Here is a 14,766-nt window from a genome sequence, read left to right as displayed (position 1 = left end):
TTATAAAAAGAGATTTATTTTAAGCTAATCATTATTTATATTTTAATAAATTCATTTTATAAGAATAATATATGAGATATTAATCGATATAGAGATTTTTTATTCTCAATATTGTGTTTTTTCGTACTTATTTTTCTATGAAAAAAAATAACTTATTGATTGTTAATGATTAAATTTATAAATTTCTTAAGGTGTTCGTTTTTGTATGTAAAACGTTCTCTTTAGAATAAAAAAGAGTCATTTAGGTAATATATGAGGGTAAAACCCATATCGCGCAAAAGGCAATGTCGCCATTTTGCGCAAGAAGAAGTAAAGGGATAATAAGTGCGTTATTTGGGGGCTGATAGGCTAGATTGAGTGAAGTATTGTTTGTCTTCCCAACGTAAACAAGTGAGATTTCCACCCCAGCAACATCCCGTATCTAATGCATAAACATTATCAGGAGTGCCTTTTCCTTCAAGAGAGGCCCAATGCCCAAATACAATGCTATAACCTTCAGGTAACTGGCTTGGTAAATCGAACCAAGGCTTTAATGGTGCAGGAGCGTCTTGTGGTTTATCTTTACAAATCATATCAAGCTGGCCATTGGGAAAGCAGTAACGCATACGTGTGAGTGCATTAGTACTGAAGCGTAATCGTGCTAGCCCCGAAAGTTCTGGTGACCAATTGTTTGGTAAATCGCCATACATTGAGTTAATAAATAAAGGGTAGCTATCACTACTTAAAATAGCTTCAACTTCACGAGCACACATTTTGGCTGTTTCTAAATCCCATTGTGGCGTGATCCCTGCGTGAGCCATGATGATTTTCTTGTCTTCATCAACTTGCAATACAGGTTGGCGTCTTAGCCAATTAATTAATTCATCTGCATCAGGCGCATTAAGTAAATTATTCAGCTTATCTCTTGGTTTATTGCGACTAATTTTTGCAAAGACACCTAAAAGATGAAGATCGTGATTGCCCAAGACGAGCTTTAGTGAATGGCCTAAGCTTTTTACAAAACGAAGTACTTCAAGCGAGTCAGGGCCTCGTGCAACAAGATCCCCCGTTAGCCATAATGTGTCTTGCGCAGGATCAAAGCTGACTTTATCAAGAAGGTGGCGCAGTTCATGGTAACAGCCATGAATATCACCAATTAAATAAGTTGCCATAGTTAGTTTATCAATGTTGGAAGTGCAAGGCGGAAAACAGGGATCTCTATTTGAAATAATCGACCATCAGTGTCTATCATTTCATAATGACCTTCCATTGTTCCCATTGGTGTTTCAAGAACGGCACCACTGGTATAGCGGTATTGTGTGCCAGGCTCGATAAGCGGCTGTTCGCCGACAACACCTTCACCTCGAACTTCAGTGGTATTACCTTGTGCATTGGTGATCAACCAATAGCGACGCAGGAGGCGAATTGCACATTTATTCAAATTATGAATTGATATGGTATAAGCAAAAACATATCGCTCATCTTCAGGGGAAGATTGGCTTTCAATGTAAACGCTTTGTACCTGTATCGCCACTTTTGATGAGGTGAACATAGTGCCTCCTGTCTCTGGCTTTATCTTATGCTTGTGAGTCTTGCTTTTGAGATAACCAGTTTGCCACTTTGCAGTATTGCTCAACAGAGATATTTTCTGCTCTTGCCGTTGGATCGATATCAAGTGCTATCATATCTTCTGCTGTAAGTAATCCACCTAAGCTATTGCGTAGTGTTTTACGGCGTTGATTGAATGCTTGGGCGGTAATACGACTAAGCATGGCAATATCCGTTACTGGGTATGGCTTTTCTTTGTAAGGGATCAAACGAACAACCGCTGAATCAACTTTAGGTGCCGGTTTAAATGAAGTCGGTGGTACTTCAAGTACTGGGATGATTTGGCAATAATATTGCGCCATCACACTTAAGCGACCATAAGTTTTGCTACCGTGACCTGCAACAAGACGATTAACCACTTCTTTTTGGAGCATAAATGTCATATCAGAAATTGCATCAGCAAAACTGAATAAGTGGAACATAAGTGGTGTAGAAATGTTATAAGGCAAGTTACCAAAAACACGCAAAGGTTGCTGACGCTCTTTTGCTAATTGTGCAAAATCAATCGTCATTGCATCTTGCTGAATAATGGTCAGCTTGTCTTTTAATGTAGGATGAACTTCTAAACGAGCGGCTAAATCACGGTCAATTTCTACAACCGTCATTTTATCCATTCTTGCGCCTACTGGTTCTGTAATTGCACCTAAACCAGGACCAATTTCAACGATGGCTTCACCTGGTTGAGGATAAATGGATTCAACAATACTTTCAATAATATAGCTGTCTGTTAAAAAGTTCTGCCCGAAGCGTTTGCGGGCAAAGTGCCCCTGATGGACTCTATTATTCATTACAATTTTGTATCATATTAATGGCTAAATTTAATGCGGTGCAAAAACTGCCAGCATCTGCGCTTTTCGTACCTGCAAGCTCAAGGGCGGTGCCATGATCAACAGAAGTACGGATAAAAGGAAGACCGAGAGTGATATTTACGGCACGACCGAAACCTTCATATTTTAGCACAGGTAATCCCTGATCGTGATACATCGCTAGTACCGCATCAGCATGTGTTAAATATTTTGGTTGAAATAACGTATCAGCAGGATAAGGGCCATGAAGATGAACGCCTTGCTGACGTAATTGTGCTAATGCAGGCTCAATAATATCAATTTCTTCACGTCCCATATGACCGCTTTCTCCTGCGTGAGGATTAAGGCCACAAACGTAAATTTGAGGTTCTGCTATACCAAATTTGGTTTTTAAATCATGGTTTAAAATAGTGATAATTTCATGCAGAAGTTCGCCTGTAATTGCATCCGCCACATTTCGTAATGGTAAATGTGTGGTTGCTAATGCAACTCTTAATGTATCTGTTGCGAGCATCATAACAACGCGTTCACAGTGGCTACGATCAGCAAAAAACTCGGTGTGTCCTGTAAAATGCACACCTGCGTCATTGATAATGCCTTTATGAACCGGCCCTGTCACGAGTGCTGCAAACTCACCACTTAGGCAACCGTCACAAGCACGCGCTAATGTTTCTACAACGTATAATCCATTGCGCGCATCTAATGTACTTGGAATGACATTAGCGTGAAGTGTGATTGGGAGTACACAAATTTGGCTTGGTGTGTGTATTTGAGGTGGCGTGGCAGGATCGTATTCAACTAATGTAAGAGGCAGGTTTAACAATTCTGCTCTTGTTTTAAGTAACTGAGGATCAGCACAAACAACCCAAGGTAAATCCCAACTCATTTGTGCTAATGAGATAATTAGGTCAGGACCAACCCCGGCTGGTTCGCCGGGGGTGATAACAAGTGGTTTTATTTGCTTAGTTTGCATTATTCTCGTTCATTATTTTCACATAAGCCCCTACTCGTAGCTCTTGCATCCAGTTTTGTACTTCTTCATTAAATTTACGGTTGAAGAGTAAACGGTATGCTTGTTCTTTATTGGCGGCATCTGTTTTATCAACACTACGAGTGTCTTCTAATTCAATTAAATGCCAGCCAAAATTAGAGCGAACAGGTTGGCTTAATTCATTTTTATTTAAGCGCATTAACGCATCACGGAATGCCGGATCGTAAACATCAGGCATTGACCATCCTAACTCACCACCACGTAATGCTGAACCTGGATCTTCAGAGTACTCTTTTGCAGCATCAGCAAACGTCGTTTTACCACTGCGAATATCGGCAGAGATCTGCTGTAACTTAGCATAGGCTTGCTCGTCACTCATGATTGGTGAGCTTTTTAGCAGAATATGACGGCTTTTAACTTCCGTAACAGAAAGGGTATTAGAACCACCACGAATATCGTTCACTTTGATAATGTGTAAGCCAACACCAGAGTGAATAGGTCCTACGATTTGGCCTTTTTGCGCATTTGTTAACTCTTTCGCAAATAGCGTTGGTAATTCATCAATAGATGCCCAACCCATATTACCGCCATTTAAAGCTTGCGGATCAGCAGAATAAGTGGCAGCTAATTTACCAAAATCTGCACCATTTTTTAGCTGATTCATAATACGTTTAATGACTTGCTGGGCTTTTTCTATTTCAGCTGGTGCTGGATTTTCTGATAATGGAACTAAGATGTGGCTCAGGTTTAAATCAACACTTTGGCTTGCTTGGCCTTCAATTTGCTTAGCAAGAGAATCAACTTCTTGAGGTAAAATAGTAATACGGCGACGCACTTCATTGTTACGAACTTCGGCTAGCATCATCTCTTTACGAATATCTTGGCGATAATCGTTGTAAGAAATACCATCCGCAGCAAGACGCTTTTTCAGTTGATCAAGTGAAATTTTATTTTCAGCAGCAATACCCTGAATTGTAGATTCTACTGCGGCATCAGGGATATCAATTTGCATTTGTTGTGCCATTTGCAAAATGATGTTATCCATTACCAAACGCTCTAGAATTTGTTGGCGAAGAACTTGCTCATCTGGCATTTCTTGACCCGCATTTTTTGCGTTCATTTTGACAGTCTGTAGCATTCTATTGACGTCACTTTCTAGAACGACACCGTTATTGACGATAGCCGATACACGGTTTAATTCTTGTGCAGCAAATGTTGTTGAGCTGGTAGCTGCACCGACCGTGATCATTAAGCCGATAAACAGCGTTTTCCAATTTTTCATAAGTTTCCCGTTATGTGTTTTCCGCATCTTGTTGCGGGATGACATATTTATTCAGCCAATTCCGTAGTCTGATTAAATCAGAATGCTCTTTGATAAGGTAAGATACCGCGTTCAAGCATTTTCTGGCTACCCAAACTATGATTGTTACTTAGGCCTCTGAGTTCCACATTGACAGACCATTTATTATCAATATCGCTGTGGTCAACTTTCCAGCCAACAATTTTTCGTTCATAACCTACATTCACAGCCCAGCAACACGTGTTGTATTGTAGACCAACCATTTGGCTAACAGGCTCTGATTCTTTGGTATCAAAGTAATAAGCTCCCACAAGACCCCAGCGTTCAGCTAATGGCCAACTACCGACCACGCCGACTTGAGAAATACCTTTTTGGTATTCAGGTAGTGGTTGCATTTTTCCATCATAAGGGCGAACGCGTGTTGCTTGAATATAATCGCGATCCACATAGCGATAGCTCAACTGTAAAAGATGATCACTATCGGCACGATATTCCATTATAGCATCACCCATTGAAACGCTACCTAAGCGACGGTCATACTGTAAACCTCCGCGCATACCTACGGTATCAGTAATACGCCAATAAGCATCACCCGCCCAGACCATAGAGCCACTTTCATCTTTACTGTTAATTATTTCACCAATAGAAGATGGACCGGTTCTTGGGCGCTCAAAGAAGTAGATTTGACCTACAGAAACGTTAAAACGTTCAACTAATTCGCTATCATAAAAACGCGAAGTAACGCCCGTTGTTAATTGGTTTGCAGAAGCAATACGGTCTAAACCACCATACATTCTATCGCGGAATAATCCGCTATAGTTTGACTGTAATAATGCAGAGTCAAAGTTGTTGATGTTAGATTGGTCTTTATAAGGGACATAAAGATATTGCACGCGAGGTTCGAGGGTTTGGGTAATATCATTAGTTTGATATTGGCGTTCAAAAACCATTTTCATATCAGACTTAAACTGTGGTAATACACGGTTTACATTATCGTCTAATTGATTAGGGTTATTATGTTTATACGCATCAGGAATATCTTGATCGTAATGAGTTGCCATTATTTTCAATTCATTATTAAAGCTTGCCCAACCCGTAGACGCAGGAAGTGAAAGCGTTGGCTCAATATGGAAACGATTTGCTTCAGGAGTGTTATCTCCTACACTGGTAAAGCGAACAAATTGAGCGTAAGTACGGAAATCAAATGGCCCTATATCATTCTTATAATAATTGAGATCAAGCTGTGGCTCTGCACGATAAGCCCTAGCATCTTTATTATCAGAGAAAACTTGGAACTGTTTAGTCGTTAATGTGGCATTCCAGTTCTGTTGTGCATAACCGGTACTAAATTTCTGAGTCGCATAGCCATCAGTGGTATTACCGTATTGAGAGGTGAAATCAGTGAAGTATTTATTATCACTGACTTTTGTGTAATCGACATTAAATCGCCACACATTGTTCATGACGCCACTATGTCCCCAGTAGAATAACCAACGTGTTGCAGAATCACGAGGAAGATAGCCTGATTTATTTTCTGCTTTATCTTTATTGTATTGGCTATCGTGGTTAATCCAATCAACAGCAATCGTACCGCTTCCTGGCTTGGTTAAATAACGGAATTCATTGTCTAATTTTAAACCACGACGACTGATATAGTTAGTCGTAATGGTCGCATCATAATTAGGAGCTATATTCCAGTAATAAGGTAGCTGGAAATCAAAACCTGAGCTACGGGAATAGCTTCCGTTAGGAATTAAGAAGCCAGAGCGGCGTTTGTCGCCAATCGGTAATTGAAGGTAAGGACTATAAAAGATAGGCACGTTGGCTACACGAAAACGTGCATTCCAGATCTCAGCAACTTGCTCTTCACGGTCTAAAATAACCTCTGAGCCGACAACGCTCCAGCTATCATCTCCCGGTAGACAAGACGTGAACATACCTTTATCCATAATGGTATAGCGGTTTTCGCCACGCATTTGCATTTTATTTGCGTAACCACGGCCTTGGCGGCCAACCATTTGGTAATTACCTTGTTCGATATCCGTATCTTTATTGTTAAGATTAGACCAAGCGCGAGGCCCTTTTAAGATGATTTGAGGATCATCATAAGAGACATTTCCCGTTGCTGTGACCATTCTTAATGGGGTTTCTCCCTCAGTTTGTGTTAGTTCAACACTGTCTGCACTTAAGGTTTGGTTGCCCTGTTTAATATCAACATCACCTTTATATTTGATCATGCGAGGATATTCACCTTGCATATCATTTGCAGTGATAGTGACTGGCAAGCTGTTAGGATCGCCTTGTACTAACGGTTTATTATAAACAGGAACTCCCAGTAAACATTGGGAGGCAAGATCAGCGTAAGCAGGCTGACCATATATTGTGGCCCAAACTAGGGTGGCCAGCAGTGTGGGATAACTTTTTTTCATAAGTATTTATGTGCTTCCGTCATCAGTGGCTTCGTGCTGATAAACAGCTAGAAACTAACGCAGGGAGTTATGCGACACCAGCCCAACGTTCTGAACATTGTTCTAACGGTAACCGAAAAATAGGTCTAATTCCCATTTTTTCGATGTTTCTGTGTTGAAATAGCGTTATAGCCTTATTAGAAACAAAAAAACACCGCGCTGATGCGGTATTTCGTGCTGTATAACAACGCTAAAGTTATTTGTTTGGTCACTCATTTTACTTTAACACAATTTAAACGAAAACAGCATTACCTCTGTCCAAAGAGACACAGCAAATCTCTTTATTTTAAGAAAAAGTTTATTTAGAGGTTGCTTGGTGTTAGGTGTGCAAGCAAATGAATAGTATGATAATGCAAAATTGCAGGCAGAGCATCGAAGATTTGAGGAGTCTATGCGCTATTGGGGAAAATTATTAGGCCTTACCATCGGTAGTTTTGCTGGAATAGGCTTTTGGGGCATTGTTATTGGTGTTTTTCTTGGGCATCTCTATGACATGCAACGAAGTAAATTAGGAAGTGGTGGTCGCTATACGCGTGATAGACAAGCTTTTTTCTTTGCTGCAACCTTTCAAGTTTTAGGGCACTTAACAAAATCAAAAGGGCGAGTGACTCAAACCGATATCTCTCTTGCCAGTGAATTGATGGATCGCATGAATCTGCATGGTGTTGGTCGCCAAGCGGCACAACAAGCTTTTAGAGAAGGTAAATCAGCCGACTTTCCATTAAGAGCCACATTGCAACGAGTTAGACAAATTTGTGTTGGGCGCCGTGACTTACTTCAGATGTTTCTGGAAATCCAATTACAAGCCGCTTTTGCGGATGGGCAACTGCATCCAAATGAAAGAAAAATGCTGTTTATCATTATTGATGAGCTAGGTTTTTCTCGTGCGCATTTTGAACATATATTAGCAATGATGCAGGCTGGTCAGAATTTTCATTATCAAAATGGACAGGGCTATCAGCCTCACCCTCAAGGCCCAACGCTCTCTGACGCATGTAAGGTACTTGGTGTTGATGAGAATGATGATGTTAAAACCATAAAAAGAGCTTATAGAAAATTAATGGGAGAACATCATCCAGATAAACTTGTAGCGAAAGGTTTGCCACCAGAAATGATGGAAATAGCAAAACAAAAAGCACAGTCTATCCAAGTTGCTTATGATTTGATAAAAAAAGAAAAAGGATTTCGTTAACATATTGTAAAAGAAGATGAGAAAAGAGAGAATTATTCCGTGATAGAGATAACTTAGACTGAGTTGAGTTTATTATTTATCACGGTAAAATATAAGTGAAATTTAATTATTTCATTCTCTCTTCTCTTAAAAAAGGAACTCTATTCATGTCAAACGTCCGTGTTCTTGTTGGGGTTATGGGATTAGCGCTTTGTCTGCTCCTTGCTTCATTGAGTTCAGTGACTGTTTTAGTGTCATAAGGCACTAAAAATCGGCAAGGCATTCAAAATGTATCGGGGATCGAAAAGCAGGATGCGTAATAAATAATTCCTGAGCATGTAACTGCAGGCGAGGTGCCATCGCTCTTGCCTGCGGGTGTGCATAAAAGCGATCCCCTAAAATAGGATGCCCCAACGCTAACATATGTACCCGCAATTGATGTGAACGCCCAGTAATTGGTGAGAGTTTCACTCTTGTTGCATTCTCTTCATATTCCAACACTTCATAAAAAGTTTGCGCCGCTTTCCCTGTTTCATGACAGACTTTTTGTTTTGGCCGATTAGGCCAATCGCAAATTAAAGGTAAATCAATCAACCCTTCTTCTTTTTCAATATGTCCCCAAACACGTGCAATATAGGTTTTTTTGGGTTCACGTTCACGAAATTGACGCTTTAATTCACGCTCTGCTTCTTTATTTAGTGCTACAACGATAACGCCACTGGTTGCCATATCAAGGCGATGCACACATTCAGCATTAGGAAATTCTGCTTTAATGCGCGACATAATACTGTCGTTATGCTCTGGCGCTTTGCCCGGCACTGACAGTAATCCACTGGGTTTATTGACGGCAATAATATGCTCATCTTGATATAAAACATGTAACCAAGGATCCGTCGGCGGGTTATACACTTCCATCATAGTGGGTATCTCATCAAAACAACGGGGAGTAAAATACTCCCCGCTTTAACGGTGACTATTGGTGGGTAACAACAATGAGGCGAATTGAATCTAAACGCCACGTTGCTTCATCTAAATGGTTAAGAATATGAGCACGTTCATTTTCAATAGCTTCGACTTCATCATCACGAATATTTGGGTTTACCGCACGTAAAGCTTCTAAGCGTGATAATTCATGAGTCAGCACGCGATCGGCTTCTTCTTTCGCTTTTTGGATAAGTTCTTTTGCTTCGACTTCCATTAAAGGTTCAGAAGTTTTAAGTACATGGTGAACTTCACTTTGTACTGCATTGACCAGTTTGCTTGAAGTATGACGATTAACCGCATTTAATTGACGGTTAAAGCTTTCAAACTCGACTTGAGATGCAAGGTTATTACCTTTCAGATCAAGTAATAAGCGAACCGGTGTGGCCGGTAAAAAACGGCTTAAATGAAGATGTTTCGGCGCTTGAGCTTCTACGACATAGATGAGTTCAACTAACAGTGTTCCCACTGGCAAGGCTTTATTTTTTAATAAAGAAACGGCACAACTTCCTGTATCGCCAGATAAAATTAAATCTAAGCCGTTACGGATAATTGGGTGTTCCCAACTGATAAATTGAGTATCTTCACGAGATAGCGCTTGTTCTCTATCAAATGTGATAGTGCAACCATCTTGCGGTAACCCTGGGAAATCAGGTACTAACATATGATCGGATGGTGTTAAAATAATTAAGCTATCACTGCGATCTTCTTGATTAATACCGACGATATCAAACAAATTCAGTGCAAAGTTCACTAACTCAGGATCGTTATCTTGAGCTGCTATTTCACCGGCTAATTCAACGCCAACTTCCCCCCCGTTAGAATGCATTTCTAATAAGCGGTCGCGACCTTGTTCAAGTTTGAGTTTCATTTCATCATGTTGTTTACGACAAGCAACAATAAACTCATCAAAATCAGTTAATTCATTAGGTTGGGCAAGGTAAGAGATGAGAGCATCATATTTGCTATCATAAATAGTACGACCTGTTGGACAAGTATGTTCAAAGGCATCTAAGCCTTCGTGATACCAACGTAATAATACAGATTGAGCCGTACCTTCAAGATAAGGAATGCTAATATCAATGTCGCGATTTTGACCAATACGATCGAGACGACCAATACGCTGTTCGAGTAAATCAGGGTTAAAGGGAAGATCAAACATAACCAGTTGATTAGCAAACTGGAAGTTACGTCCTTCAGAGCCAATTTCTGAACATAGTAGAACTTGTGCGCCTTCTTCTTCAGAAGCGAAATAAGCCGCTGCGCGATCGCGTTCAAGTAATGACATGCCTTCATGGAAGACGGCTGCACGAATACCTTCACGCTCACGTAAAACTTGTTCTAGTTGCAGTGCTGTTGCTGCTTGAGCACAAATCACTAGGACTTTTTCATTACGATTTGCCGTTAAGAAACCCAGTAGCCATTCAACACGAGGGTCAAAGTTCCACCATGTTGCGTTTTCACCTTCAAATTCTTGGTAAATACGCTCAGGGTAGAGCATCTCTTTTGCACGAACTTCGAGGCTTTTTTTCGCTGCCATAATCTCAGCTACTTTAATCGCAGTTTGATATTGTGTTGGCAGTGGCATTTTTATCGCGTGAAGTACGCGATTTGGGAAACCTTTAACACCCGAACGTGTGTTACGGAATAACAAGCGACCTGTTCCATGTCTGTCCATTAACATATGGATAAGTTCTTGGCGAGATTTAGTACGTTCTTCACCTTGAGTATTCGCAGCTTTCAGTAAAGGCTCAACATCTTGCTCGCTGATCATTTCACTAATGATGTTTTGTTGTTCAGTATTTAAATCATCTTCTGATAGCAAAATTGAGACAGCATCGGCAACAGGGCGATACTTTTGTTGCTCATTAATGAATTCGTTGTAGTCATGGAAACGGTTTGGATCAAGTAGACGTAAACGAGCGAAGTGGCTTTCTTGACCTAACTGCTCTGGGGTTGCCGTTAATAGCAATACAGAAGGAATAGATTCAGCTAACTCTTCAATCACTTGATATTCACGGCTTGGAGCATCTTCACTCCAAACAAGGTGATGAGCTTCATCAACAACTAACATATCCCATGTTGCTTCAACCAAGTGTTCAAAGCGTTGCTTGTTTTTACGCACAAAATCTAAAGAGCAGATGATCATCTGTTCTGTTTCAAATGGATTATCGCTATCTAATAAAGATTCGCTATAACGGCTATCATCAAACAGTGAGAAACGTAAGTTGAATCGGCGTAACATTTCAACTAACCATTGATGTTGTAAGCTTTCAGGCACAATAATCAGCACTCGTTCAGCACGACCATCCATTAATTGCTGGTGGATAATCATACCGGCTTCAATCGTTTTACCTAAACCAACTTCATCAGCTAATAATACGCGAGGGTTATGACGTTTACCCACTTCATTGGCGATATAAAGCTGATGAGGAATGAGGCTGGCGCGAATACCACGTAAACCACTTTGTGCTTGCTTAAACTGTTCACTCATAAATTTACGAGCACGGTAGCGTAATGCAAAGCGATCCATACGGTCAATTTGACCGGCAAAAAGGCGATCTTGAGGCTTATTGAATGTGAGTTTGTTATCTAAGAACACTTCGCGTAATTGTGCAGGCTCTTCAGTGTCTAAACGCACACCATGGTAGATAAGTAGGCCGTTATCTTCTACAACGTTATCGATGGCGAGCTTCCAGCCTTCGTGACTGGTGACGGTATCGCCTGCATTGAACATCACCCGCGTTATTGGTGCATCATGACGGGAGTAAAGGCGGTTTTCGCCACAGGCAGGAAAAAGTAAGGTGACCATGCGGGCATCAACTGCCACAACAGTACCTAGTCCAAGCTCGCTTTCAGTATCGCTAATCCAACGTTGACCAAGAGTAAAAGGCATATATATAAACTCAGCTCTCAAATATATAATTAGGAATTATTAATGAATGCAGTATTGCGGTGTTGTCATTAAAATCTGCGGGATAAAAAGTGCTTATTCATTGAACAAAGAAAAGCTAATTATCACCAAAGGGGCGTTATGTTAATAGATGCAAAGCAAACCGTCACCTGCAAAATGACACAACTTAAAATGAGAGTGTCATTTGTCCATTTAACAAGGTTGAAAAATCATCTTGTATAAAAGGCAGGATTGCATCTGCAATCGGCATTAACTGCTTATTGATATAGTGTTCATAATCAGGTGCAGTGGTAATGTGCTCTAATGGCTCAGGCCCCAAGAGGGTAATTATATAACTAATCCAACCGCCTTGCTGATATTGTTGAGGTCTATTTTTGGATAAATTATATTCATCCGCTTTACGTGCTGCTTTGACATGAGGGGGGACATGGTGCTGATATTCAGATAATTTTCGACGTAACCGTTTACGATACACCAGTCTTTCATCATATTTTCCCGCAAGTGTATCTGCGACATAATCACGAATAAACTGCTGATAAGGTTGCTGATGAAAAATGCGTGTATAAAGCTCCTGTTGAAATTTTTGAGCGAGAGGAGTCCAATCTGTTCTGACGGTTTCTAATCCTTTGAATACCATTTTATCATTGCTCAGTCCGGCGTAACGTTTTTTACTACCGGTTTCCATACCTCGAATAGTAGGCATTAAAAAACGACGATAATGGGTTTCGTATTCTAGTTCTAATTTGCAATCCAGTTGGTATTTTTCAAAGAGATGTGTTTTCCACCATTGGTTTACGTCTTGTACTAATTGATATCCAATCTGTTGGGCTTGTTTTTCTGTATGAGGTGATTTCAGCCAAACAAAGGTTGAATCCGTATCGCCATAAATAACTTGATAACCTTTAGCTTCTATTAATTCTCGCGTTTTTTTCATAATTTCATGACCTCGTAGTGTGATAGATGACGCTAAACGAGGATCAAAAAAACGACAGCCCACAGAGCCTAAAACACCATAAAAAGCATTCATAATAATTTTGAGGGCTTGAGAGAGTGGCGCATTTTTATGTAATTTCGCATTATCTCTTTCATGCCAAATTTGCGACACAATAGCCGGCAAACAGTGTCGTTCTCGTGAAAATCGTGCTTGGCGAAATCCAGAAATAGAAAATTTTTCGTCAGATTGATGCATGCCTTCAATCATTCCTACGGGATCGATTAAAAAAGTACGAATAATAGAGGGGTAAAGGCTTTTGTAATCAAGCACAACAACAGAATCATATAAGCCGGGGGCTGAATCCATGACAAAGCCTCCGGGGCTATGCTCTTCAGGTTTTTCACCTTGGTTAGGTGCAACATATCCAATACGATGCATTGAAGGGAGATAGAGATGTGTAAACGCAGCCACAGATCCGCCGCTTCTATCAACGGAAAGCCCTGTAACACAAGCTCTCTCTAATAAGAATGCCATAAGTGATGTTGCATCAAAGATACGGTTCACTAAGACACAATCTTGCCAATTATAATAAGCTAGTGCTGGCTTATCTTCTTTAAAGCGTCGATTAATTTCATCCATTCTGGCATAAGGTGTATCGATGACTTTTCCTTCACCTAGCAGAGTTTGAGCAACGGACTCAAGGCTAAAAGAGGGAAAATTCCATGTTGCCATTTTCAAGGCATCAATTCCGTCGATAATTAAACGACCTTGAGCTGAAGCAAAAAAATGCCCTTTTTTAAATCCATGCTCTCGCCACTCTAACGGGCTATTTTGACGGCCTAATAATAAACTGACACCATACCGTTGAGCATGTGTGTATAAAATACGCAGATCAAATTGAATTAAGTTCCAACCGATAATCGCATCAGGATCGTAATGTTGTATCCACTCATTCAGTTTTTCAATTAAACGCAATCGACTACTGACATAACATAAGCGATAGCCTTGAATTTGCTGGCTTTCACTCTCTGCGGGTAATTCATCAGTAAGCATAAACACCACATTATCACCACAACCAGCAAGCCCGATAGAGTAAAGCTCACCAAATTCACTGGTTTCAATATCCAAAGAGACAGCTCGAAGCGTAGGGCGATAATCGGGGGCGGGTTTTAATGTTGCAATATTATTTTGTTGATAACGAAACCAGACCGGTGCGGTGATAAAGCGCTCCATCATATAACGTTCATGCGGGCGGATATCCGCTTCATAAAGGCGGATGTGATGTTCTTTAAGCTGTTGCTCAAGTTGGACAAGTTGGCGATATTGTTTGCAATAAACACCAAAAACGGGCTGTCTTTCGAAATCTTTTAAATCGAGAGAGCGAATTTCAATATCAGGATTTTTATTAATGAGTGAGCGTAAAACAGTTTCATGTTGGCGGGCTACAAAACCGATAGCACGTTGCATAGGAACCGTAATTTTGCGTGGACCATTATCCGTCGCCAACCAATAAGAGACGACAATACCTTTTGGTGTGTCGCTCCAGTGGCGAGTAAGAATAAAGCCTTGTTCCGTATGACCAATCATGAGCACCCAATAAACACAAAAAAATTC

10 protein-coding genes are annotated in these 14,766 nt (G+C 40.5%); 1 reads left to right on the top strand and 9 read right to left on the bottom strand.

The window, feature by feature from the left end; translation table 11 throughout:
- Positions 1-329: 329 nt before the first annotated feature.
- The 6 genes from apaH to lptD are packed head-to-tail and all read right to left on the bottom strand — an operon-like array spanning position 330 to position 7,113.
- Positions 330-1,151, bottom strand: a complete 822-nt coding sequence (gene apaH / locus DK858_RS03335) for a bis(5'-nucleosyl)-tetraphosphatase (symmetrical) ApaH (RefSeq protein WP_109396213.1) — start codon at positions 1,149-1,151, stop codon at positions 330-332.
- Between the two features lie 2 nt (positions 1,152-1,153).
- Complete coding sequence (apaG, locus tag DK858_RS03330; protein ID WP_006535978.1) at positions 1,154-1,531, bottom strand: Co2+/Mg2+ efflux protein ApaG; 378 nt, start codon at positions 1,529-1,531, stop codon at positions 1,154-1,156.
- 25 nt (positions 1,532-1,556) lie between these two features.
- Positions 1,557-2,375: a 16S rRNA (adenine(1518)-N(6)/adenine(1519)-N(6))-dimethyltransferase RsmA gene (gene rsmA / locus DK858_RS03325; protein ID WP_088494662.1), complete on the bottom strand. Its 819-nt coding sequence runs from the start codon at positions 2,373-2,375 to the stop codon at positions 1,557-1,559.
- Complete coding sequence (gene pdxA, locus DK858_RS03320; RefSeq protein ID WP_109396212.1) at positions 2,368-3,366, bottom strand: 4-hydroxythreonine-4-phosphate dehydrogenase PdxA; 999 nt, start codon at positions 3,364-3,366, stop codon at positions 2,368-2,370. Before pdxA ends, rsmA begins: the two co-directional genes overlap by 8 nt.
- Positions 3,356-4,693, bottom strand: a complete 1,338-nt coding sequence (gene surA / locus DK858_RS03315) for a peptidylprolyl isomerase SurA (protein WP_109396211.1) — start codon at positions 4,691-4,693, stop codon at positions 3,356-3,358. Before surA ends, pdxA begins: the two co-directional genes overlap by 11 nt.
- 50 nt (positions 4,694-4,743) lie before the next feature.
- Positions 4,744-7,113: an LPS assembly protein LptD gene (lptD, locus tag DK858_RS03310; protein WP_109396210.1), complete on the bottom strand. Its 2,370-nt coding sequence runs from the start codon at positions 7,111-7,113 to the stop codon at positions 4,744-4,746.
- Between the two features lie 430 nt (positions 7,114-7,543).
- Here lptD and djlA point away from each other — a divergent pair, with 430 nt between their 5' ends.
- Positions 7,544-8,344, top strand: coding sequence for a co-chaperone DjlA (djlA, locus tag DK858_RS03305; protein WP_109396209.1), 801 nt, complete (start codon positions 7,544-7,546; stop codon positions 8,342-8,344).
- A 243-nt stretch (positions 8,345-8,587) separates the two neighbouring features.
- Here djlA and rluA read toward each other — a convergent pair whose 3' ends face one another.
- The 3 genes from rluA to DK858_RS03290 form a co-directional block, all read right to left on the bottom strand.
- On the bottom strand, positions 8,588-9,241 hold the full coding sequence (gene rluA, locus DK858_RS03300) for a bifunctional tRNA pseudouridine(32) synthase/23S rRNA pseudouridine(746) synthase RluA (protein WP_109396208.1): 654 nt from the start codon (positions 9,239-9,241) through the stop codon (positions 8,588-8,590).
- 55 nt (positions 9,242-9,296) lie between these two features.
- Positions 9,297-12,200 carry an RNA polymerase-associated protein RapA gene (gene rapA / locus DK858_RS03295; RefSeq protein ID WP_109396207.1) on the bottom strand — a complete coding sequence of 968 codons (2,904 nt, stop codon included), beginning with the start codon at positions 12,198-12,200 and terminating at the stop codon, positions 9,297-9,299.
- A gap of 184 nt (positions 12,201-12,384) precedes the next feature.
- On the bottom strand, positions 12,385-14,739 hold the full coding sequence (locus tag DK858_RS03290; RefSeq protein ID WP_109396206.1) for a DNA polymerase II: 2,355 nt from the start codon (positions 14,737-14,739) through the stop codon (positions 12,385-12,387).
- Positions 14,740-14,766 lie beyond the last annotated feature (27 nt).

The organism is Proteus faecis, from assembly GCF_003144395.1.
In the GTDB taxonomy this organism is placed as follows: domain Bacteria; phylum Pseudomonadota; class Gammaproteobacteria; order Enterobacterales; family Enterobacteriaceae; genus Proteus; species Proteus faecis.
Note: the sequence above shows the minus strand (reverse complement) of the source record. Positions and strands in the feature narration are given on the sequence as shown.